Origin of the sequence: Halostella litorea, from assembly GCF_004785955.1 — an archaeon.
Taxonomy (GTDB): Archaea; Halobacteriota; Halobacteria; order Halobacteriales; family Natronoarchaeaceae; genus Halostella; species Halostella litorea.
This window is the reverse complement of record NZ_SJER01000004.1, coordinates 136978-158774: the sequence shown is the minus strand read 5'-3', so window position 1 is coordinate 158774 and position 21797 is coordinate 136978. Positions and strand designations below refer to the sequence as shown.

Here is a 21797-nt window from a genome sequence, read left to right as displayed (position 1 = left end):
GCGGCTGCACGCGGTCCGGCACACCCGCCTGATCGCGAGTGAGTAAGTGCAAAACGCGTCGACCGTCGCCGAGCGTGGCGTGGCGAGCCCGTCCCGTTGATCTGTGGACTGAAATGTCCGTCTCGGCCTCCGGAAAATCCCGCCTGCACACCGCCAGCGCCCGGTCAGACGTCGGGCGGATCGCCGCCGAACTGTTCGACGAGTTCGGGCACGACGTCGAAGAGGTCGCCGACGATGCCGTAGTCGGCGATGTCGAAGATCGGGGCGTTGGGGTCGGTGTTGATGGCGACGATCGTGTCGCTGGTTTTCATGCCGGCGACGTGCTGGACGGCACCGGAGATGCCGATCGCGAGGTAGACGTCCGGGGACACCTGCTTGCCCGACTGGCCGACCTGGCGGTTCTTCGGCAGCCAGCCGTTGTCGACGATCGGCCGGGACGACGACAGCATCGCGTCCGTGGCGTCGACGAGTTCCTCGACGAGTTCGAGGTTCTCCTCCTCCTCGATGCCCCGGCCGATCGAGACCAGGAACTCCGCCTCGCCGATGTCGACGTCGCCGCCGCCGCCGACCTCCTCGAAGCCCCGCACCGTCGAGCCGACGGCGGCCTCGTCGACGTCGGCGTCGAACGCGCGGACGGCGGCGTCGCCGGTGCCCTCGGCGGGCGGCCACTCCGCGCCGCGGACGGAGACCACGAACGGCCCGTCGTCGACCGCGACGGTCGTCTCGACCTTCGAGCCGTACATCTCCCGCGTGACTTCGAGCGTGCCGTCCGCGTAGTCGAGGCCGACCGCGTCGGAGACGTACGGCCGGTCGAGCCGGGTCGCCACGGCGGGCGCGTAGTCCAGCCCGTTGACGCTGTTGGGCACGACGAGGAACTCCGCCGCCAGGTCGTCGGCGAGCGCGGTCGCTGCCTGCGCGTACACGTCGTGGTTGAACTCCTCGCCGTGGTCGACGGCGTGGACCGCGTCGACGCCCTCCCGGTTCAGTTCGTCCGCGAACGCGTCCGTGTCCCCGGAGATGACGGCCGCGTGCAGTTCGGCCCCGGCGGCGTCAGCGAGTTCGCGCCCCGCCGTCAGGAGCTCGAACGACACGTCCCGGAGTTCGCCGCGCCGGTGGTCGGCGACGACGAGGACGGTCATTCTGAGACCACCCCTTTCTCGACGAGGACGTCGGCCAACTGTGCGGCCTGCTCGTCGGGGTCGCCGTCGAAGTACTCCGCGTCGCTCTCGCTCTCGGGCTCGTACATCGCGGTGACGTCGAGGCTGGACTCGGCGACGCTCGCGTCCAGCCCCAGGTCCGCGACCGTCCGCGTGTCGATCTCCTTGGACTGGGCCTGTCGAATGCCCCGCAGGCTGGCGTAGCGCGGCTCGTTGATCCCCGTCTGGATCGTCAGCACCGCCGGGAGGTCGACGTCGGTCAGTTCCTCGACGCCGCCCTCGAGTTCGCGGCGAACCGAGGCGACGCCCTCCTCCAGGACCGTCCCGGTGTCGAGCGCGTTCACGACCGCCGCCCACTGGAAGCCGACCGTCTCGGCGAGCGCGACCCCGGTCGCGCCGAAGCTGTCGTCGTTGGCCTGGACGCCCGACAGCACGAGGTCGGGCTCCTCCTGCTCGACGACGGCCCCCAGCAGCCGGGCTTTCGTCTCCACGTCTAACAGTTCCACGTCCGCGATGGCGTCGTCCCAGACCCGGACCGCGCGGTCCGCGCCCTTCGCCAGCGCCATCCGGATCGTCTCCTCGCTGCGCTCGGGGCCGATGGTGACCGCGACGACCTCCACGTCGTCCCCGGCCTCGGCCAGTTGAACGGCCTCCTCGACGGCGTAGTCGTCCCACTCGTTGAGGTCGTAGCCGAGGTAGGTGTCGTCGACTTCCGTGCCGGCGATCTCGAAGCCGTCCTCGACGATAGCCACCTCTTTGACCGTGACAAGAACCTTCATCTGTTACTCCATCACACCCACTCTCGTATAGCAACTTGAATCGTGCGGTCGTCACAATCGGAAGCCGGCGACCGAACGCCCCGGCCCGCGCTCCCGGCGAACCCGGGCAACCTATCGCTCGCGGTGAACGAGTTGGTAATGGCTACCGAAGTCAAATGAGTTAAGTTCCCGTTGGACCGCTATTGATCCATGACAGCAGGTCTGACCGCACGACTGGAGCGCATTTCGACGGACGGGAAGATGGTCAACGTTCCGATGGACCACGGGATCACGATCGGGGCGACGAAAGGCCTCAGGGACATCGAATCGACGATCGACGCGGTGACACGGGGCGGGGCCGACAGCGTACTGACACAGAAAGGACTGGCCGGCCGCGTACACTCGAACAAGAACGGGAAGGGGTACGTCGTCCACCTGAACGCGTCGACGACGATGGGGCCGGACGCGAACGACAAGCGGATGACCGGCACGGTCCGCGAGGCCATCCGCGCCGGCGCGGACGCCGTCTCGATGCACCTGAACATCGGGAGCAACCACGAGCCCCGCCAACTGGAGGACCTGGCGTCGGTCACGGAGACGGCCCACGAGTACGGGATGCCCGTGCTCGCGATGACGTACGCCCGGGGCCCCGGCGTCGACGAACACGACGCGGAGAACCTGGCACACGCCGTGCGGATCGCCGAGGAGATGGGCGCGGACGTCGCGAAGACCGCCTACTCGGGCGACGCGGAGTCGTACGGGACCGTCGCGGACGCGGTCGGCATCCCCGTCATCATGGCGGGCGGCGACCCGCAGACCGACCGCCAGATGCTCCGGAACGTGCGCGGGGCGGTCGACGCCGGCGCGGCGGGCGTCTCCATGGGCCGGTCGGTGTTCCAGCACGACGACCCTGAGGCGATGGCCCGCGGCGTCTCCACCATCGTCCACGACGACGCGGACGTCCCGGAAGCCATGGACCTCGCCGGCCTGGCCGAGTAACGGCCCCGGCGGGAATCGAACGTCTCAGTTTCGGACACGCGTCGCTCGGACCCGAACAGCGACCGCACAGTGCGGTTGGACCCGGCTCCCCGTAACCCCGAGGGCACGGCGAACCGACGACGGGTTACTCCCTGTCGGTCCAGAAGTCGAAGCTCCGCCCGGGCGCGAACACGTCGAGCCCGATCGCCAGTTCGTCGCCGGTGTTTTCCACGCGGTGTTCCTCCCACGACTCCAGATGGGCGGCGTCGTGTTCCGTGAGCGTCACCTCGTCGTCCTCCGTGTAGATGGTCAGTTCGCCCTTCAGCACGACACAGACCTGCTCGTTCTCGTGGTCGTGCATCGGCGAGGAGTGGCCCGGGGGCTTCTCGAACCACTCGAAGGAGAACCGGTCGCTCTCCGCCAGCGACTTCCGCTGCCAGCCCTCCTCCGGTTCGTACGTTTCCGCGTCCTCTATGGTAGTGGCTTTCATCGTCGACGGTTGTAGGGTGCCCCACGACGACTATAATACTTTTGGCACGCCGGGGGCAGGGAGGCACGTCGGGGCGAGCGACACCGCCGGTCCCCCTCTCCCCGTTCGGCCCCTGTTCACTATGCGGCCGATCCCGCCCCCGTGTGGCGGTCCCGTCGGTGGCCGTCTAAGCGAGCGCTTCCGCCGGCCGCGGCGCCGGTCCGACCGATCAGGCCGTCGCAAGCGCTGGTATCTAGCAAATATTTTTAATCCCACGGTTTTAGATATAGGTTGTGCAAGTCGTAGTGATTGGTGGCGGCATCATAGGTATTGCATCCGCGTACTACCTCGGCCGGAGCGGGGCGGAGGTCACCCTCTTGGAGAAGGGGAACCTCGGTAACGGAAGCACCGACCGCGCCAACGGCGGGATACGTGCGCAGTTCTCCTCGCCCGTCAGCGCCAGGCTCTCGATGGAGAGCATGGAGGTCTGGGAGACGTTCGAGGAGGAGTTCGACACCGACATCGCGTACCGCCGGCCGGGGTACATGTTCCTGGCGCGGGAGGAGGAGACCGCCGAACGGTTCGAGGAGAACGTCAGGAAACAGAACGAGGTCGGCGTCGACAGCGAGATGCTGGACCCGGACGAGGCGGCGGAGCTCTGCCCGGAACTGTACGCGGAGAACTTCGTGGCGGCCTCGTACTCGCCGGCCGACGGGTTCGCCGACCCCCACCTCGCGCTGCAGGGGTTCTCGACGGCGGCGGACGCGGCGGGCGTCGACATCCGGACGAAGACCGAGGCGGTCGACGTCCGCAAGGACGCGACCGGTCGCGTCACCGGCGTCGAGACGGCCGAGGAGACGCTCGACGCGGACTACATGGTCAACGCCGCGGGGCCCTGGGCGGCGAAGGTCGCGAAACTGGCCGGCGTCGACCTCCCCATCTCGCCGAAGCGCCGACAGCTGATGGTGGCCGACCCGGACACGCCGGTCGACAGCTCCGTCCCGTTCACGATCGACCAGGACCGCGGCGTCCACTTCCGCCCGGAGCGCAACGGCGCGGTCGTCTGTGGCGGCCACTTCGACGAGGCGGACCCGGACATGAGCCCGGACGGGTTCCCGAAGCAGGTGTCGCTCGACTGGTCCGCGCAGGTGATCGAGGGGCTGTCGGACGTCGCGGGGAACTTCGGCCCGGAGACGGCCGTGAAGGAGGGCTGGGCCGGCCTGTACTCGATGACGCCCGACCACCACCCGATAATCGAGGAGACGATCCCCGGCTTCGTCGTCGCCGCCGGGTTCTCCGGCCACGGGTTCATGCAGTCGCCGGCGGCCGGCCAGCTCGTCTCCGAGATCATCGTCGACGGCTCCCCCTCGCTCGTCGACATCTCGTCGCTGACGTCCGACCGCTTCGAACGGGGAACACGGCTCGAAGAGGGGACGGTCATTGACTGAGACGGCGGTCGCGAACTCCATCTCTCCCTGTAGGCCGGTCGGCGACCGCGTGCTTTGCGGCGACCGATGGCTCTCCGCTCGCTGTGAATAGAGGAACGGTGCCGCTATCGGTTCGGCCGAGCGGGTCCTGCACGTGCCGACCGGCTACCGCTTAGCGTCGCGGTGCTCGCCGCGTTCAGTGTATCCGCTGTACTCCTCGTCCGGCCGCTCCGTGCGGTTCAGTCCGACCCGTGCTTTGGCACCCATCCACACTCCGGACAGGCCAAGAACCCATTCTCCCGGTCGAGTTTCGTCTCACAGTCCGGACAGTCGAACAGCGGCTCCTTGCTGGCAGGGCTGTTCGCCCCGAGTCGATCTAACTCCATCGTACACCCGGCAAGAAGCAATTAGATTACAAAAAGCTACCGGTGGTACGGGCTGTATCTCTACGGCTCCCGGGACGTCGCTACGCGCACGGCTGCCCGGCTGTGCCCGATTCGGCGACCCCGGGAACGGGGCGTAACGGGAGGTGCCTCCGTAGACCGCAGTGCTCAGGGGAACGGGTCGGCTCGGATGCCCTGCTCGGGAGGGAGGGTCAGTCCTGCGCCGCGGCCACCCCGTCCGGCTCCGACGACGGCTGCTCCGACCGCGGCCAGACGAGCGAGGCGATGATCGCGGCGGCGAAGCCGGCGGGCGGGGCGACCAGACGCACGGTCACCATGTCCGTCAGCCCGAGCGTGATCCACGCGACCGTCACAGCCGGCCCCGCGAGGAACGCGGCGACGAGCCCGTGTTTGGAGAGGTTGTCCCCCCAGAAGAACAGGAGGGTAAACGCCGGGCCGAACGCGGAGAACAGGCCAGTCGCCGAGTAGCTCACCAGCGTGTACACGAGGCTCTCGGAGAAGTACGCGACCGCGAGCCCGACCGTCCCGACGACGAGCGTGCCGATGCGGGAGATCCGGAGCTGGACCTTCTCGCTGAACTCCTTGCCCTCGTTGAGGATCTTGCTGTAGACGTCGTGTGCGGCCGCCGAACTCGCGACGACCAGCTGCGAGTCCGCCGTCGACATCATCGCGGCCAGCGCGCCCGCAAGCAGGATCCCGCTGAGGAAGCCGGGCGTGTGCTCGGTGACCATGAACGAGAGGACCATCTCGCGGTTCCCTTCCAGCGTGCTCGGCGCACCGTGGAGGGTCCGGGCCAGGAGCCCGAGGAGCACCGCGCCGATGGCGGTGAGGACGCCCCAGACGGTGGACACGACGATCGCCGTCCGGCGGTCGGACTCGCTCCGGACCGCCATCAACCGCGCGTCGAGGTGGGGATAGCCCCCGAGCGTCGCGAAGAACCAACTGAGGTTCGTCCCCAGGATCAGGAGCGCCGCGGACCCGGTCGCGCCGCCGAACCAGGATGCGCGCCCGTCGCCGGCGGCTTCGAGCGACCCCATGATCGAGAGGGAGGGGTCGGTCAGCACCTGGACCAGGAGCATGCCCGGCAGGAGGATGAGGGTAAACACCATCAGCAACGCCTGCATCGCGTCGGTCCAGACGACCGCCAGGAAGCCGCCGGCGAACGAGTAGAGGATGATGAGGGCGGCGACGACCAGCAGGCCGACCGTCGCGCTGACGCCGAACACGTCCTGGAATATCGTCCCGCCGGCGATGAACTGCGACCCGACGTAGCCCATGAAGAACACGAAGGTGACCAGCGCCGGCAGCGCTCTGATGACCGGCGAGTCGCCCGGGATCTTCTCGGCTAGCAGGCCGACCGGCGTCACCGCGCCCGTCTCCTTCCGGCCCTCCATGAACGGGCGCGAGTAAACGACCCACTGGAAGATGGCCCCGCCGGCCGCGCCGACGATCACCCAGACCGAGGAGAGGCCGGTGGCCCAGGCGAGCCCCGGGAGGCCGAGCAGGAGCCACCCGGACATGTCGGAACTCCGCTCCGAGAGCGCCAGCGCCCAGCCCGGGAGCTTCTCCCCGCCGAGGAAGAAGTCCGACTCGTTTTCGACCCGTTTCGACCCCCAATAACCGATTCCAGCGACCAGTATCAAGTAGCCGACCAGACCGACGGCTACACTGTCAAAGCTTGCCATGTGTGTTAACCACGACCTTCCGTTCCGATTGGCATTTATTATAATTAACGGTAAATAATGTGCATGTCTCGTCTGTATTCATATGTGTCGGGACAGTCGAATCTATTCGCGGAAATATCGGACGTCCATCCGCGTTCCCGAACGACGACTGTGCGAAGTTTCAGCGAACCGCCGATCCACTTCCGGATCCGGGAGCGCGTCAGTCGCCGTAACTGCGGTCCGAACCGACCGTGAGGACGCCGTCGATGGACCGGTCGAACCGCGAAAAGAGGGTTCCGTCGATCGCTATGGGTCGTCAGCCGTACGCCCCGTGCGTGGGGGTGCTTACTCCACGCGGGTACGGCTCTGCTCGCGCATGAACTGCTGCAGGTACCAGTAGCCGCCGGCGAACTTGCCGGTGGTCCCGGAGAACTTCCAGCCGCCGAACGGCTGGGCCTGCACCAGCGCACCCGTGGTCGCGCTCTGGTTCCGGTTGACGTAGCACATCCCGGACTCCACCTCGTCGAACCACTGGTCGATCTCGTCCTCGTCGGTGGAGAACAGCCCCGCACAGAGGCCGTACTCGCTGTCGTTCGACTTCTCGATCCCCTCTTCCAGGTCCGAGACCGGGTGGATCGTCACGAACGGGAGGAAATGCTCCTCGCGGGCCAGGTCGTGCTCGTGGGGGATGTCGGTGACGACGGTCGGCTCGACGAACCGGCCGTCGGCGAGGTCGCCCTCCGTGATGACCTCGCCGCCGGTGAGCACGGACCCGTCGGCCCGGGCCTGCTCGGTGATCTCCTGGTAGTGTTCGAGCGCGCTGTCGTTGATCAGCGGCGAGATGAACGTGTCGCGGTCCGTCGCGGGCCCGGCGGTGAGTTCCTCCGTCTCCGCGACGAGCTTGTCCGTGAACTCGTCGATGACGTCCTCGTAGACGTAGACGCGGGAGGTGGCCGAACACTTCTGTCCGCTGAAGGAGAACGCGCCGTTTTTCACGCCCTCGACGGCCTCGTCGATGTCGGCCGTGTCGCTGACGATGACGGGGTTCTTGCCGCCGAGTTCGGCGATGACCGGGCCCCGTTTGCCCAGTTCCATGAACGTCTCCTGGATGTGCAGGCCGACCTCGCGGGAGCCGGTGAACGCGACCCCGCTGACGTCCTCGTGTTCAACGAGCGGCTGGCCGACGTCGCTGCCCCCGCCCATGACGACGTTGAGGACGCCGTCGGGGAGGCCCGCCTCCTCGAGGATGGACGCGTACTTCTGTGCCACCAGCGGCGTGGTGCTCGCCGGCTTTGCGACGACGGTGTTGCCGGTCACCATCGCGCCGGCGCTCATCCCGACGAACAGCGCCATCGGGAAGTTGAACGGCGAGATGACCGCGAACACGCCGTACGGGCGCAGCAGGTTCGTCGTGTGCTGGCCGGGCGTCGGCTCGCCGGTGTCGAACTCGTAGCCGTTCGACCGCTCGAACTCGCTGCTGTAGAAGTCGAGGAAGTCGATGGCCTCGTCGACGTCGGCCATCGCCTCGGTGCGGTTCTTCCCGTTCTCCAGCGAGAGCGCCGCCGCGAGTTCGTACTTCCGGTCGCGCATGATGTCAGCGGCGTCCTGGAAGATCTCGACGCGCGACTCGACGTCGAGGGCCTCCCAGTCGGGGGACGCCGCCTTCGCGGCGCTCACCGCGGCCTCGACTTCCTGCTCGCCTCCCGCCGCGAACTCCCCGATCTCGACGGTCTGGTCGCCGGGGTCCGTCACGGTGAAGCTGTCGCCCGTCTCGACGGCTTCCCCGTCGATCCGGAGCGGGTGCGACTCGCCGAGGCTCGCCTCGACCGACTCGACGGCCTCCTCGTACGCCTGATGGAAGCCCTCTACATCGTCGGACTGTTGATGTGTGAGGTACGTCAGCTCGTTATCATACTCTCTTGGCTGCACGTGTTGGCGGTGTATAGGAGAGGTATTATAGATTGGGGTTCCCCGAAACGTGGCACCCGTCCGCCGACCGTACGCGTCCGTTCGCCCGGTCCCCGCCGCCCGACACCGCACCTGGGGCCACGGTGTGTTGTACGTTTGCATATTCCAGGCGTTTAAACGTCGGCCGCCGCGACGGGACACTTAACATCCGCCCGCCCGAGCGTCCGGACATGAACTCGTTCGAGGAGGCCCTGGACTGCTCGCGGGCGCTCGTCTTCGGGATCGGCGGCGGCGGGGACGTGGTCGGAACGCTGCCGACGGTCAGGCTGCTGGAACGGCACGGCGTCGAGACGGTCCTCGGCGGCCTGGCGTGGGAACGGTCGGTCGTCGACCCACAGCCCGGACCGCGGTCGCTCGACGAACTGGTCGGGGTCGACCGGGTGAGCGAGGCGCTTGCCCTCGGGTCGGGCGACACGCGCACGCACGACGGGGTCACGTTCGCGGAGGCGTCGGTCGCGTCCTGTCTGGAGCGCGACGTCGCCCTGCTCGACGTGACCGGCGGCGCGGAGGGGTTCCGCGCGGGGCTGGCGGCCGCCTGCGAGCGACTGAACGTCGACCTGGTCGTCGGCGTCGACGCGGGCGGCGACGTCCTCGCGTCGGGGTCCGAACCCGGGGTGGTGAGCCCCCTCGCGGACGGGGTATCGCTGGCGGCCCTCTCCGGGCTCTCCGTGCCCACCTGCGTCGGGATGTTCGGCTACGGGAGCGACGGGGAACTCACGCTCCCCGAACTGCACCGGAACGTCGGCGCGGTCGCCGCCGACGGCGGGCTCCTGGGCGCGTGGGGCGTGACCCCGGCGGTGGCCGACGAACTCGAACGGATCGTCGAGGTGGTCCCCACGGACGCGAGCCGCCTCCCGCTCCGCGTCAGCCGCGGCGAGGTCGGCACCCACCCGATCCGGGACGGGAAGCGGACCGTCGAACTCACGCCGGCCAGCACGGTGACGTTCTACCTCGATACGGCCGCAGTCGCGGCCCACTCGGACCCGGCGTCCGTCGTCGCGGGCACCGACAGCATCGAGGCGGCCGACGAGCGTCTCCGTTCGGAGGGGTACGATACGGAACTCGCGTACGAACGGTCGGTCGCCGACGGGGACTGACCGCGAAGCGCCCCGCCGTCGCTCGGTCGGATCCCCCGCGGCCGACCCGTACAGGGTAGTCTTATAACGTTCGAGTGAGACACCACTGTCGCATGCTCGACCAGCCAGGAGCCGACCGAATGGCGAACGTGCCGTTCTCAGGCATCAGGGAAGTGTTCGAGGAGTGCGACCGTCTCGAAGACCAGGGCCAGGACATCGTCCACCTCGAGATCGGACGGCCCGACTTCGACACGCCGTCCCCGATCAAGCAGGGCGCGATCGACGCGCTGGACCGCGGGGACGTCCACTACACCTCGAACTACGGCATCCAGCCGCTCCGGGACCGGCTGGCAACGAAGCTCGCGGAGGAAAACGGCGTCCGCTACGACGCGGACGACGAGATCGTGGTCACCTGTGGCGCGACCGAGGCGGTGTTCGTCACCCTGATGGGGCTCGTCGGGGCGGGCGACGAGGTGCTCGTCCCGGACCCGAGCTGGACCTACCCCGCCGGCGTCCGGCTGGCCGGCGCCGAACCGGTGGCCTACGAACTCGACCCCGCGACCGGGTTCCAGCCCGACCTCGACTCGCTCCGGGAGGCCGCATCGCCGCGGTCGAAGCTGCTGATCGTCAACAGCCCGAACAACCCGACCGGCGGCGTGCTCGACGAGTCCGGGGCGAAGGCGATCCGCGACTTCGCCGTCGACAACGACCTCCTCGTCATGTCCGACGAGATATACGAGAAGATCCTCTACGGCGACGAGTCACACCACAGCCTCGCCGCGCTGGACGCGATGCGGGAGCGGACGGTGACGGTAAACGGGTTCTCGAAGGCGTACTCGATGACCGGCTGGCGGCTCGGCTACCTCGCGGCCCCGGCCGACCTCGTCGACCCAATCATCCGCGCCCGGCAGTACACGTCGACCTGCGCGTCGTCGATCTCCCAGCACGCAGGCGTGCGGGCCGTCGGCAGCGACCTCCACGAGCCGATGGTCGAGGCGTTCGAGCGCCGGAAGGACCGCGTCTGCGAGCGCATCGACCGGATCCCCGGGATGTCCTCCCCGACCCCGGGCGGCGCGTTCTACGCGTTCCCGACCCTCCCGGAGGGGTACGCCGACGACCGCGAGTTCGTGTTCTCCCTGCTCCGCGAGAGCGGCGTCGCGCTCGTCCCCGGGAGCGTCTTCGGCGACGCCGGCGAGGGCCGCTTGCGGATCGCGTACTCGAACTCCGTCGAGCGGATCGACGAGGCCTTCGACCGGATCGAGCAGTGGCTGTGACCGCTCCCGGCCTGGGGTCCGTCCGGCCCGACGCTGTCACGTGTGGCCCACGCGGTTCCCGTCGGTAGCCTGTCCCGTCCTTCCACCCGCCGACTGCCACCGGCCCTTGCCGCGCCGCGGCCGGCCTCCCCATGACGTTAATACTATGTATCTCGCCGACAGGGTTTCGGGTGCAATGGGACTCGAACTAGCGGACAACGTAGCTCTGGTCACGGCCTCAAGCAGCGGACTCGGCAAGGCGTCGGCGGAAGTCTTCGCCCGGGAGGACGCGAACGTCGTCGTCAACGGGCGGGACGCCGACCGACTCGACGAGGCCGTCGAGGAACTGGACGAACTCGGCGACGGGCGGGTCGTCGGCGTCCCCGGCGACCTGACCGAACGCGACGACATCGAGACGCTCGTCGAGCGGACACTCGAGGAGTTCGGCCGGCTGGACCACCTGGTGACGAACGCCGGCGGCCCGCCGAGCGGCCCGTTCCTCGACACGACCGAGGAGGACTGGTACGAGGCGTTCGACCTGCTGGTCATGAGCGTCGTCCGGCTCGTCAACGAGGCGGTCGAACCGCTGCAGGAGAGCGACTACGGCACCATCGTCAACATCACCTCCCGGAGCGTGAAGGAGGCCATCGACTCGCTCGTGCTGTCGAACTCCGTGCGGATGAGCGTCATCGGCCTGGAGAAGACCCTGTCCAAGGAGCTCGCGCCGGACGTGCGCGCCAACGCCGTCCTGCCGGCCCCCCACGAGACAGCCCGCATCCGGAACCTCGTCGAGCAGGGCGTCGAACGCGGCGAGTACGAGTCGGTCGAGTCCGGGCTGGAGGCCCGCGGCTCGGCCAACCCGATGGGTCGGATCGGCCAGCCGCAGGAACTCGGCGAAGTCGTGGCGTTCCTCTCCTCGCCGCGCTCCAGTTACGTGAACGGCACGGCGATCCCCATCGACGGCGGCGACGGCAGTTCGAACCTCTAACGCGGTTTCGATCCCGAACCCCACACTCCACTTCGCCGACGGCTCGCCGTCCCGACGGAACGGCGTCACGCTTTCTCCGCCCCACAGGCGGATCCTGCCGTCGCAACCGGCGGACCCGACGTACCCACTCGCCGGACGGGCCCCCGCCGAACGAGTGGAACTGTTAGCTCACAGCGCCTCGGCGAGGAGTTCGGTCAGGCCGATGACCTCGATGTCGTCCTCGTAGCCGCCGGTCTTGCGCCCGTCCTCGTACATCGTCGCACACATCGGACACGCCACCACGAACTTCTCAACCGCCTCGCCCGCGTCCGTGTCCTCCAGGGCCTCGCGCAGGCGCTCCTCGCTCGGTTTCGTCTCCTCCTCGACCTCCATCCAGAGGCCGCCCCCGCCACCGCCGCAACAGAACGAGTCCGACCGATTCCGCGGCATCTCGAACAGGTCCGCGCCGGTCGCCCGCACCAACTCGCGCGGTGCCTCGAACACGTCGTTGTACCGCCCGAGGTGACACGGGTCGTGGTAGGTGACCGTGTAGTCCAGTTCCGTCCCGTCGAGGCCGAGCACGCCTTGTTCGGCCAGGTCAGCGACGACCTGGGTGTAGTGGAACACGTCGTCGCCGCTCCACTCACAGGCGTCGAACTCGGGGTACTCGTTCGCGAACGTGTTGTACGCGTGGGGGTCCGTACAGACGATGCTGTCGAACTCGCAGTCCTGAATGGCGGCCGCGTTGTCCTCGACGAGCATCTCGTAGAGGCCTTCCTCGCCGACCCGGCGCACGTCGTTGCCGGCGGTCTGTTCGTCCTCGTAGAGGATGCCGTAGTCGACGCCGGCGCGTTCGAAGACGGTCGCCAGCGCCCGGGCGATCCGGCGGTTGCGCTCGTCGTAACTGGGGTAGTCGCCGACGTACCAGACGTACTCGACGGGCTGGTCGCGAGCGTCGGGCACCTCGAAGTCGAGGTCGTCGGTCCAGTCGGGGCGCTTGCGCTCGGGGTCGCCGAACGTGTTGCCGTTCTGGAACACGTTCATCATCGCGTCCTGGACGTTGGCGTCCATCTGGCCGGACTCGGTCAGCCGCCGGTTCATCTCCGTGAACTGCTTGAGGTGTTCGATATCCACCGGGCAGGCGTCCATGCAGGCCATACAGGCCATGCAGGACTCCATCGTCTCGCTGTTGATGACGCTCGTCCCGCCGTCGGCGATGATGGGTTGCTCTTCGGCGTCGCCGGCTCCTAGAGCCTCGCGGTAGGCTTTGAGGTCGAGGATGACGTCGCGAGGGTCGAGCGGGCGGCCCGAAGCTTTCGCAGGACAGACCGACGAGCAGCGGCCGCATTTCGTGCAGGCGTCCTGGTCGAGGCGATCCTTCCAGGTGAAGTCCTCGACGCCCGTGTAGCCGATCTCCTCGGGGCTGGCGTCGTCGGGGACGCCGGGCAGGCGCTTGCCGGCCCGGTCGTCGCGGGCGACGACGTTGGCGTACGAGGAGAGCATGTGGAAGGGTTTGGCGTAGGGGATGGCGGCGACGAAGGCCAGCGCGACCAAGGCATGGGACCACCAGGCCCACCAGTAGAGGTCGACGGCCAGCGATTCGCTCATGCCGGCGAGGGCGAACACGTCGGCGACGAACCAGCCGACGAAACTCACCGTCTCGAAGTCGGGGAAGCCGGTGCCGAGGATGCGGAGGCCCTCGGTGAGGTAGCCGCCGACGCCGAGGACGAACAGCGCCCAGACGAACAGATGGTCCTCGGGGCCGGTGTGTTTCCCCCAGAGGCGTTCGTTGCGGACCCAGTAGCGCCGGTAGAGGGCCATGCCGATGCCGACGACAAAGAGCAGGCCCATGGCGTCCATCGTCAGGGAGTAGGCGAGATAGAAGTCGCCGGTCCAGAACGACTCGCCGACCTTGCGGGCGATGTCCATGTCGATGCCCAGAATCGTCGTGCCGATGAGCAGCGTCAGGAAGCCCCAGAAGATGAACGCGTGCATGAGGCCGCCGTAGAGGTCGCGGTCGAACTGGTTGACGTTCGAGAAGACGGTTCTCGTCGCCGACAGCACTCTTCCGGGCAGGTCGTCGAGTCGGTCGAACGGGTCGTCCGCGCCGCGGGTGTAGCGGGCGACGCGGTCGTAGACGCCGTAGAGGAACACCAGGACCGCCACCGCAGCGAGGTAGTAAAACAGCACCTCCCCGACCCCGCTGATGGTCCAGAACGTCTCCCGCGTGACCGTACCCTCCGCTTGGGCCACATATCTCATGCCTGATTACCTTCGGACATACCTGTTAAACTTTTTGACTCGCGGGGTGGCCTCGGCGGCCTGCCCCCGGATTACTTATATACATGTTCGATATACGGACCTTCATGTAGGTGATCCGTGTGACCACGACACGTACTTCAGGGGGATCGCCGGACCCCCGATTACACTCATATGATCGTAATCGAACGCGGTACGGACGGCCGTGTGTCGGCGACGGGTGCGGGAAAGAATATTACAGCGCTATGGTTGTAATCCGGGTGCGGCCGCTACTTCTCGCTCGCTAGCTCGGAGGTGATGATGGCGCGGTTCGACTCGATGGAGTCCTCTATCTCGTCGATCGTGTTCCGGAGGGCGTCGACCAGTTCGTTTTTCAGCCGTTTCTCCGGGATCCGGTATATCGGGCCGCCGAGCGTGATCGCACCCAGGATGGAGCCGTCGATCCCGTTTACGGTCGCCCCGATGCCGTGGTAGCCGTCGAAGCATTCGCTGTTGTTGTACGCGTAGCCCCGCTCCGCGACGGTCGCCAGTTCGTCGTACAGTTCGTCCCTGTCGGTGATCGTGTTCGCCGTCTGCTGTGGGAGGCCGTGGCGGTCGAGTATCTCCTCGACGCGCTGGTCGGGGAGGTCCGCGAGGATGGCCTTCCCCGCCGCCGTGTTGTGTGCGTGAAGCCGGACGCGGCTGTGGTCGATGTTCTCCGAGTGGTAGATGACGTTGACCCTGCCGGCCTCCTCGACGAGGAACTCGGTCTCGGCCTCGAACTCCTCCTCCAGGTACTGTATCTCGTTTTTCACCAACTGGTAGCTCGGTTTCCGGTTCTCCGCCGCGACGCTGAACTCCTTGAACCGCGTCCCCACCCAGTACCGGCCGTTCTCCCGGACGACGAGGCCGGCGTCCGTGAGCGTATTTAAATGTGTGTATAGCGTGCTCCTTGATAGGTCGAACTCGGAGCGAAGGTCGGAGATCGTCGCGCCGTTCCCGCGCCTGATGGCGTCGAGAACGTGGATAGCCTGTTCGGTTGTTTTGTGCACGTTTCCCGCGTCGTTCGTTGCCATGATACCGTCTTCCAAGCCCCAATGTCTTAAAAACGTTGTTATCCCGTACATTGTTGGAACGCCGTCTCCCCCGCGGTGCCGGGGGTGGGGGCGTGACCGACACGCTTCCGGCGTCGCCACTCCCGGCGTTCGAGCGCGAACGAGCGTCCGACCCTATGCGACGCTGGGGACTGACTGTTCGGGACTGTGAAACGGGGAGCAAACGGCGGCGGTCGTTACTCGACGCCCAGGTTCTGGAACTGGTGGGTGTACCCCATGATGCCGTTGTCGGAGAACCCGGTGGTGTCCTGGTGGAGGCCGAACTCGGTCGTGTCGTTGGCGACCATGAGCGCCGGCGCGTCGTCCATGATCATCTGCTGGACCTGCTTGTAGATCTCGGCGCGGGCGTCCTCGTCGAGCGTCCGGCGGCCCTCCTCGAGCAGCGCGTCCATCTCGTCTTTCTGGTAGTTCGACCCGTTGAGGTAGTTGTTGACCGAACTGCTGTGCCACATGCTCCAGAGGTAGGCGTTGGGGTCGTCGTAGCTGACGAGCCCCCACAGCGGGAACATCTGCGGCGAGGTTTCGGGGTCCGACGCCATCTCGACGATGCGGGTCCACGGCGCGTCCTCGAGGTTGACCGTGATCCCGACGTCGCTGAACTGGTCCTCCATCATCAGGCCGATGTCCTGGTTGGCGCTGATCGCCGGCTGGGAGACGTAGGTCACCTCGAGTTCGTCGCTGGAGTACTCGGACTGTTCGAGTTCCTCCCGGGCGGCGTCCAGGTCCTGCGTGTACTGGGTGACGCCGTCGGTGGTCGAGTACTGCATCGAACTCGGCATCGGGCCGTGAAGCTCGTCGTCCGTCCCGAGGATGTCCATCGCCGTCCCGTAGTCGAACGCGTACGAGATCGCCCGCCTGACGTGGATGTCATCGAGCGGGGGCTTGAGCATGTTCATGTAGACGTAGTACGTGTTGTACGTCTGGGTCGAACTCAGCTTGGTGTTGTCGTTCGACTCGAACTGCTCGTAGTTCGCGGTGGAGAGCCACCGGTCGGTGATGTGGCCGTCGCCGTTGGTGAGCGAGCCGACGATCGTCGAAACCTCCATCCCGGTGTTTATGACGACCGTGTCGGCGACGTTGTCGGCGAACTCCCCCCACCAGTCGTCGTTTCGCGAGAGCCTGATCTCCTCCCCGCGGGCGTACTCCTCGAGCATCCACGGCCCGCTGCCGGCTTCGTTGTTTTCGAGGTAGTCGCCGCCGTACTCGCCGTCCCCGTTGCTCTCGACCTGCTGCTTGTTGACGACACAGAGCCACGGCAGGGTCTTGAGGAACGGCGCGTACGGCTGTTCCAGCTGGATCTCGACGGTCGTCTCGTCGACGGCCGTCGCGCTGCCCTCCGTGAGAACGCCGCTCCACATCCAGGTCGGCCCCGCGTTGATCGACAGGAGGCGCTCGACCGTGTACACCACGTCCTCGGCGGTGAGGGAGTCCCCGTTGTGGAACGTGAGGTCCTCGTGGAGGTCGAACGTGTACGTGACGTCGTCGTCGGCCACCTCCCAGTCGGCGGCGACGCCGGCCGTGACGCTCGGCGGGAACTCGGTGTTGTACCGGACGAGCGGTTCGTACACGTTGCTGTTGTATATCGCCTCCAGTTCGTCGAGCGAACGGGCGGGGTCGATGGAACTGGGCTGTTGCGTGGTGAGGTAGACGAACTCCTCGCCCGACCCACCGTCGCCCGGGGCGCTCCCGCCCATGCATCCGGCGAGGACGGCTCCCACGCTGGCACTACCCGCGGCTAATACGTCTCTTCGGCTGAGGCTGGCATCGCGATCTGCCATGGTATGGTAACATGAACCATCGTACATAACTGTACTCCATAATTTCACTCGGTAGACGGGGGAAGCAGGGATTGATCGTATGGGGAGTAAATGCCTCCGCAAATCTACGTATACATTATGATACTAGTGGTGGAGAAATGAACGTCACTTTCCGTCGGCGTCGACGCCGACCACGACACTTCCGGAAGGGAAACCCTTAACAATGTGAAGTGGGTTCCCCATTCACATGGACGTAGCACTGTCCGAAGCACAGCACGTCGACCACCGATTCCACGCCCAGCCGAGCAGATAATGTCGTACAGAACCTACCTGTTGAAGCGGCTCCTCTCGGTCATTCCCGTGTTCTTCGGGCTGTCGGTCCTCATCTTCACCCTGGCGCGGGTGCTTCCGGGAAACCCGGCCCGGCAGTCGCTCGGGCCACGGGCGTCCGAGGAAGCCGTCAGGCAACTCCGTCGCGAGATGGGGCTGCACGAACCCATCTGGGTCCAGTACGGCAACTACATCAGCGGGCTGTTTCGGGGCGACATGGGGGTCTCGCTGACGACGAACCGGGACGTCGCCGCGGACATCGCCTACTACCTCCCCGCGACGCTCGAACTCGTCGTGGCCGCGATGGCGATCGCCATGCTCGTCGGCGTCCCGCTCGGGATCATCTCGGCCCGGAACAAGGACAAGTTCCAGGACAACGCCAGCCGGACGCTCTCGTTCGTCGGCGTCTCGCTCCCGCAGTTCTGGGCGGCGATCCTGTTGCAACTGGTCTTCGCGTTCTGGCTCGACCTGTTCCCGGCGACCGGTCGCATCGCGGACATCCCCTACAGGGAGGTGACCGGCCTGCTGCTCGTCGACTCGGTGGTGACGCTCAACCCCGCCGCCTTCGCGAGCGCGCTTCACCACCTCTTCCTGCCCGCGCTGACCCTCTCGCTCGGGCCGATGGCTGACATCACGCGCATGACGCGTTCGAGCTTCATCGAGGAGTACAACAAGGAGTACGTCGAGGGGCTCAGGACACACAGTATCCCGGAGAAGCTGCTGGTCTACAAGTACGTCCTCAAGCGCTCGTCGACGTCGACGCTGACGATCGCCGGCCTCGACTTCGGCTTCCTCATCGGCGGGGCGTTCTTAGTCGAGATCGTCTTCGGCTGGCCCGGCCTCGCCCGGTACGGCGTCGACGCCATCCTCGGTAACGACATCAACGCGATCGTCGGCGTGACGCTCGTCATCGGCACGGGCTACCTGCTCGTCAACTTCGTCGTCGACGTGCTCTACGGCTACCTCGACCCGCGGGTGCGCGTCAACGGGGGTGGCCAATGAGCGTCGACACCGACGAGGCCGCCGACGCCGGCTGGCAGGACAGGGCCGCCCGCCTCGGCGAGGACCTCCGGCGGATCGCCTACCGGTTCCGGCAGAACCCGCTGTCGCTGGTCGGGATGTCGATCATCCTCATGTTCGTCTTCGTCGCCATCTTCGCACCCGTGCTCGCGCCGTACCCCGGCCACGCCGGCCACGGCGACGACGCGAGCACTAACTTCGACCGCTCGCTGGAGGGGCCGTCGGCCGACCACCTGCTCGGCACGGACCAGGCCGGCCGCGACATCCTCTCACGGATCATCTTCGGCACGCGGCTCTCACTGCAGTTGGGCCTGTTCGTCACCGGCGTCGCCATCGGGATCGGCGTGCCGATCGGGCTCGCCGCGGGGTATCTGGAGGGGCCGTTCGCGACGATCGCGATGCGGACCTCCGACGTCTTCCTCGCGGTCCCGCCGCTGGTGCTGGCGCTGACGGTGGTGGTCGCGCTCGAACCGGGGCTCACGAACGCCATGATCGCCATCGCGGCGGTGTGGTGGCCGTGGTACGCCAGACTGACCTACGGGGAGGTGCTGTCGGTCAAGGAGGAGACCTACATCGAGGCGGCACGCGGCATCGGAGCGTCGATCCCCCGCATCCTCTTCCGTGAGATCCTCCCCAACATCCTGGCCCCGATAAGCGTGAAGTTCAGCCTCGACATGGGGTACGCCATCCTGGTGGGCGCCGGGCTCGGCTTCCTGGGGCTGGGGGCACAGCCCCCCACCCCCGAGTGGGGCACGATGACCGCCCAGGGCCGGATCTACCTGCCGGCGAGCTGGTGGTACTCGACGTTCCCGGGGCTGGCGATCTTCCTGTCGGTCCTCGGGTTTAACTTCCTCGGGGACGGGCTACGTGACATGTTCGACGTGGAGGTGGAGTAGATGACGGAACCGATCGTCGACGTCTCGGACCTGCAGGTCCACTTCAACACCTACGAGGGCCGCCACCGAGTCCTGAACGGCGTCGACCTGACGATAGAGGAGGGCGAAACCGTCGCGCTCGTCGGCGAGACCGGCTGTGGCAAGAGCGTCACCGCCGACACGATAATGGGGACCCTGCCCCGGCCGCCCGGCGAGATCGTCGAGGGGGAGGTCCGCTTCCGCGGCACCGAGGTGCTCTCGGATCCGGCCGAACACGAGGAGCTCCAGGCCGAGGAGATGAGCATGATATTCCAGGACCCCATGACGCATCTGAGCCCGGTCTTTACGATCGGCGACATGATGTCCGACATCCTCACCTATCAGGGCAAGCGCGACGCGACCTGGCTCGACATCATCAGAAACTACCTCGGGCGGGACGCCGAGGGGGACGCGGAGATCCGCGAACGCAGCCGCGAACTCCTCGAACGCCTGCAGATCCCGGATCCCGAGGGCGTGCTCGACCGCTACCCGATGGAGCTGTCCGGCGGCATGCGCCAGCGCGTGATGATCGCGATGGCGCTGCTCAACGAGCCGTCGTTCCTCGTCGCCGACGAGCCGACGACGGCGCTCGACGTCACCGTCCAGGAGCAGATCATCGACCTGTTCAAGGACCGCCTCCTCGACGGCGAACTCTCGATGCTGTACATCACGCACAACCTCGGCGTCGCCCGCGAGATAGCGGACCGCATCTACGTGATGTACGCCGGGTCGATAGTGGAGTCCGGCCGGACGGAGGAGCTGTTCGAGTCGCCGCTGCACCCCTACACCAGGGGGCTGATCGAGAGCATCCCGAAGCTCACCGACTTCGACCGCTCGGGCATCCCCGGGACGATCCCCGACTACACGCAACCGCCCCAGGGGTGCCGGTTCCACCCGCGCTGCCCCGCCGCCATCGAGGGCACGTGTGACAAGGACGTGCCCCCGGAGGTCGACATCGACGGCCACGACGTCCACTGCCACCTCTACGAGCAGGGGATGGACCTCGACGAGGCCACCGCGATCGCGCGCGACGAGATCGACTACACGACGATGACCGACACGCCAGCCGACGACAGCACCGACCCCGAGACGGCGACCGGATCCGAACCGATGACGGCCGAGCCAGGTGATGTCGATGAGTAGCACCGACGGGACCGACGCCGCGACGCCGGCGTCGGGGGCGGAGGGGTCCTCGCCCCTGCTCTCGGTGTCCGGCGTCAAGAAGCACTTCAACACCGGCGGCGGCCTCCTGAGCCGGTCGAGCGAGCCCGTCCGCGCCGTCGACGGCGTCAGCTTCGACGTGGCGGCCGGCGAGACGCTCGCGGTCGTCGGCGAGAGCGGCTGTGGCAAGACGACGCTCGGCAAGGTCATCAGCCGGCTGCAGAAGCCGACCGAGGGACAGATCGTCTTCGACGGGACGGACATCTCCTCGCTGAGCAACCGGAAGCTGCGGCCGATCCGGCGCAACCTGCAGGTCGTGTACCAGGACCCGACGTCCTCGCTGAACCCGCGGCGGCGCGTCAAAAACATCGTCGCGGACCCCCTGGTCGTCCACGACATCGGCACCAAGGCCGAGCGCCGGGAGCGCGTCGTCGAGATGATGGAACTGGTCGACCTGCCGGCCGAGTTCATCCACCGCTACCCCACGGAACTCTCCGGCGGGCAGAAACAGCGCGTCGCCATCGCCCGCGCGCTCATCCTCAATCCGAAGCTTGTCGTCCTCGACGAGCCGACGAGCGCGCTCGACGTCAGCGTGCAGGCGAAGGTCATCTCGCTGCTGGAGGACCTGCAGGAACGGCTCGACCTGACGTACGTGGTCATCAGCCACGACCTGAGCCTGGTGAAAAACATCGCCGACCGCATCGCCGTGATGTACCTCGGGAAGTTCATGGAGGTCGGTTCGAGCCGGCAACTGTTCCGGAACCCGCTCAACCCCTACACGGAACAGTTGCTCTCCGCGATCCCCGTCGTCGAGGGCGAGGAGCGCGCGATGAAACCCACGTCGGTGAAAGCGACGGGGGAGCCGCCGGACCCGATCGACCCGCCGTCGGGCTGTTCGTTCCACCCGCGGTGCCACAAGTCGTTCGACGCCTGCTCGGCCGTCGAACCGTGTCTCACCGAGCGCGAGGACGGCCACCAGGTCAAGTGCCTGCTCTACCCCGGCGAGCGGGCGGCGGAGGTGGACGAGTACGCCGACGAGGCCGAGCGCGAGCGGATGCGGGCCGACATCGGCGTCGACGACTGACCGACCGGAGCGGGACCGGTATCCACCGCCCCCGCCGACCGATTCTTCACGCTCTAC

At 67.0% G+C, this 21797-nt stretch carries 18 protein-coding genes; 9 read left to right on the top strand and 9 right to left on the bottom strand.

What is annotated here, in order from left to right:
• Positions 1–164: 164 nt before the first annotated feature.
• Both EYW40_RS13645 and EYW40_RS13640 read right to left on the bottom strand, forming a co-directional pair.
• Positions 165–1139 (bottom strand): electron transfer flavoprotein subunit alpha/FixB family protein, encoded by a 975-nt coding sequence (locus EYW40_RS13645; RefSeq protein ID WP_135822208.1) that lies wholly within the window; start codon positions 1137–1139, stop codon positions 165–167.
• Positions 1136–1936 carry an electron transfer flavoprotein subunit beta/FixA family protein gene (locus EYW40_RS13640; RefSeq protein ID WP_135822207.1) on the bottom strand — a complete coding sequence of 267 codons (801 nt, stop codon included), beginning with the start codon at positions 1934–1936 and terminating at the stop codon, positions 1136–1138. The genes EYW40_RS13645 and EYW40_RS13640 overlap by 4 nt, the downstream gene beginning before the upstream one ends.
• A 189-nt stretch (positions 1937–2125) precedes the next feature.
• On the opposite strand from EYW40_RS13640, the gene EYW40_RS13635 reads away from it, so the two are divergent.
• Positions 2126–2914, top strand: coding sequence for a 2-amino-3,7-dideoxy-D-threo-hept-6-ulosonate synthase (locus EYW40_RS13635; RefSeq protein WP_135822206.1), 789 nt, complete (start codon positions 2126–2128; stop codon positions 2912–2914).
• A gap of 124 nt (positions 2915–3038) precedes the next feature.
• On the opposite strand, the gene EYW40_RS13630 is transcribed toward EYW40_RS13635, so the two are convergent.
• Positions 3039–3383 carry a cupin domain-containing protein gene (locus tag EYW40_RS13630; protein WP_135822205.1) on the bottom strand — a complete coding sequence of 115 codons (345 nt, stop codon included), beginning with the start codon at positions 3381–3383 and terminating at the stop codon, positions 3039–3041.
• 272 nt (positions 3384–3655) lie between these two features.
• Here EYW40_RS13630 and EYW40_RS13625 point away from each other — a divergent pair, with 272 nt between their 5' ends.
• On the top strand, positions 3656–4810 hold the full coding sequence (locus EYW40_RS13625) for an NAD(P)/FAD-dependent oxidoreductase (protein ID WP_135822204.1): 1155 nt from the start codon (positions 3656–3658) through the stop codon (positions 4808–4810).
• Positions 4811–5028: 218 nt separating this feature from the next.
• On the opposite strand, the gene EYW40_RS19655 is transcribed toward EYW40_RS13625, so the two are convergent.
• From EYW40_RS19655 to EYW40_RS13615, 3 genes are all read right to left on the bottom strand, one after another.
• Entirely contained in the window at positions 5029–5175 is a 147-nt protein-coding gene (locus tag EYW40_RS19655; RefSeq protein WP_161973217.1) for a hypothetical protein, read from the bottom strand.
• A gap of 209 nt (positions 5176–5384) precedes the next feature.
• The gene (locus EYW40_RS13620; protein ID WP_135822203.1) at positions 5385–6878 is read right to left on the bottom strand and encodes a sodium/proline symporter; all 1494 of its coding nucleotides are present in this window, start codon (positions 6876–6878) and stop codon (positions 5385–5387) included.
• A 324-nt stretch (positions 6879–7202) separates the two neighbouring features.
• Complete coding sequence (locus EYW40_RS13615; RefSeq protein ID WP_135822202.1) at positions 7203–8786, bottom strand: aldehyde dehydrogenase family protein; 1584 nt, start codon at positions 8784–8786, stop codon at positions 7203–7205.
• A 209-nt stretch (positions 8787–8995) separates the two neighbouring features.
• Between EYW40_RS13615 and EYW40_RS13610 the strand changes: the two genes are divergently transcribed.
• From EYW40_RS13610 to EYW40_RS13600, 3 genes are all read left to right on the top strand, one after another.
• Positions 8996–9922, top strand: coding sequence for a DUF1152 domain-containing protein (locus EYW40_RS13610; protein WP_135822201.1), 927 nt, complete (start codon positions 8996–8998; stop codon positions 9920–9922).
• Positions 9923–10014: 92 nt separating this feature from the next.
• Entirely contained in the window at positions 10015–11175 is a 1161-nt protein-coding gene (locus EYW40_RS13605) for a pyridoxal phosphate-dependent aminotransferase (RefSeq protein ID WP_135822200.1), read from the top strand.
• A 175-nt stretch (positions 11176–11350) separates the two neighbouring features.
• A complete protein-coding gene (locus tag EYW40_RS13600) occupies positions 11351–12142 on the top strand; it encodes an SDR family oxidoreductase (RefSeq protein WP_135822199.1) in 792 nt (263 codons plus the stop codon).
• Positions 12143–12310: 168 nt separating this feature from the next.
• On the opposite strand, the gene EYW40_RS13595 is transcribed toward EYW40_RS13600, so the two are convergent.
• The 3 genes from EYW40_RS13595 to EYW40_RS13585 all read right to left on the bottom strand — a co-directional run bounded on the left by EYW40_RS13595 (position 12311) and on the right by EYW40_RS13585 (position 17252).
• A complete protein-coding gene (locus EYW40_RS13595; protein WP_135822198.1) occupies positions 12311–14383 on the bottom strand; it encodes a (Fe-S)-binding protein in 2073 nt (690 codons plus the stop codon).
• Between the two features lie 266 nt (positions 14384–14649).
• Positions 14650–15435, bottom strand: a complete 786-nt coding sequence (locus EYW40_RS13590) for an IclR family transcriptional regulator (RefSeq protein WP_161973216.1) — start codon at positions 15433–15435, stop codon at positions 14650–14652.
• Positions 15436–15650: 215 nt separating this feature from the next.
• Complete coding sequence (locus EYW40_RS13585; protein ID WP_161973215.1) at positions 15651–17252, bottom strand: ABC transporter substrate-binding protein; 1602 nt, start codon at positions 17250–17252, stop codon at positions 15651–15653.
• 291 nt (positions 17253–17543) lie between these two features.
• On the opposite strand from EYW40_RS13585, the gene EYW40_RS13580 reads away from it, so the two are divergent.
• From EYW40_RS13580 to EYW40_RS13565, 4 genes are read left to right on the top strand one after another with little or no spacing between them, the layout of a single operon-like run.
• On the top strand, positions 17544–18563 hold the full coding sequence (locus tag EYW40_RS13580) for an ABC transporter permease (protein ID WP_135822195.1): 1020 nt from the start codon (positions 17544–17546) through the stop codon (positions 18561–18563).
• A complete protein-coding gene (locus EYW40_RS13575; protein ID WP_135822194.1) occupies positions 18560–19477 on the top strand; it encodes an ABC transporter permease in 918 nt (305 codons plus the stop codon). The genes EYW40_RS13580 and EYW40_RS13575 overlap by 4 nt, the downstream gene beginning before the upstream one ends.
• Positions 19478–20638, top strand: a complete 1161-nt coding sequence (locus EYW40_RS13570) for an ABC transporter ATP-binding protein (RefSeq protein WP_135822193.1) — start codon at positions 19478–19480, stop codon at positions 20636–20638.
• On the top strand, positions 20625–21740 hold the full coding sequence (locus tag EYW40_RS13565) for an ABC transporter ATP-binding protein (protein ID WP_135822192.1): 1116 nt from the start codon (positions 20625–20627) through the stop codon (positions 21738–21740). Before EYW40_RS13570 ends, EYW40_RS13565 begins: the two co-directional genes overlap by 14 nt.
• The last annotated feature ends 57 nt before the right edge of the window (positions 21741–21797 follow it).

Excerpts from the sequence above, each read along its gene's own strand:
- EYW40_RS13595 (WP_135822198.1), bottom strand. The coding sequence starts at position 14,383 with ATGAGATATGTGGCCCAAGCGGAGGGTACGGTCACGCGGGAGACGTTC.
- EYW40_RS13645 (WP_135822208.1), bottom strand. The coding sequence starts at position 1,139 with ATGACCGTCCTCGTCGTCGCCGACCACCGGCGCGGCGAACTCCGGGAC.
- EYW40_RS13585 (WP_161973215.1), bottom strand. The coding sequence starts at position 17,252 with ATGGCAGATCGCGATGCCAGCCTCAGCCGAAGAGACGTATTAGCCGCG.
- EYW40_RS13580 (WP_135822195.1), top strand. The coding sequence starts at position 17,544 with ATGTCGTACAGAACCTACCTGTTGAAGCGGCTCCTCTCGGTCATTCCC.
- EYW40_RS13630 (WP_135822205.1), bottom strand. The coding sequence starts at position 3,383 with ATGAAAGCCACTACCATAGAGGACGCGGAAACGTACGAACCGGAGGAG.
- EYW40_RS13605 (WP_135822200.1), top strand. The coding sequence starts at position 10,015 with ATGCTCGACCAGCCAGGAGCCGACCGAATGGCGAACGTGCCGTTCTCA.
- EYW40_RS13600 (WP_135822199.1), top strand. The coding sequence starts at position 11,351 with ATGGGACTCGAACTAGCGGACAACGTAGCTCTGGTCACGGCCTCAAGC.
- EYW40_RS13575 (WP_135822194.1), top strand. The coding sequence starts at position 18,560 with ATGAGCGTCGACACCGACGAGGCCGCCGACGCCGGCTGGCAGGACAGG.
- EYW40_RS13610 (WP_135822201.1), top strand. The coding sequence starts at position 8,996 with ATGAACTCGTTCGAGGAGGCCCTGGACTGCTCGCGGGCGCTCGTCTTC.
- EYW40_RS13565 (WP_135822192.1), top strand. The coding sequence starts at position 20,625 with ATGTCGATGAGTAGCACCGACGGGACCGACGCCGCGACGCCGGCGTCG.
- EYW40_RS13640 (WP_135822207.1), bottom strand. The coding sequence starts at position 1,936 with ATGAAGGTTCTTGTCACGGTCAAAGAGGTGGCTATCGTCGAGGACGGC.
- EYW40_RS13635 (WP_135822206.1), top strand. The coding sequence starts at position 2,126 with ATGACAGCAGGTCTGACCGCACGACTGGAGCGCATTTCGACGGACGGG.
- EYW40_RS13620 (WP_135822203.1), bottom strand. The coding sequence starts at position 6,878 with ATGGCAAGCTTTGACAGTGTAGCCGTCGGTCTGGTCGGCTACTTGATA.
- EYW40_RS13570 (WP_135822193.1), top strand. The coding sequence starts at position 19,478 with ATGACGGAACCGATCGTCGACGTCTCGGACCTGCAGGTCCACTTCAAC.
- EYW40_RS13590 (WP_161973216.1), bottom strand. The coding sequence starts at position 15,435 with ATGGCAACGAACGACGCGGGAAACGTGCACAAAACAACCGAACAGGCT.
- EYW40_RS19655 (WP_161973217.1), bottom strand. The coding sequence starts at position 5,175 with ATGGAGTTAGATCGACTCGGGGCGAACAGCCCTGCCAGCAAGGAGCCG.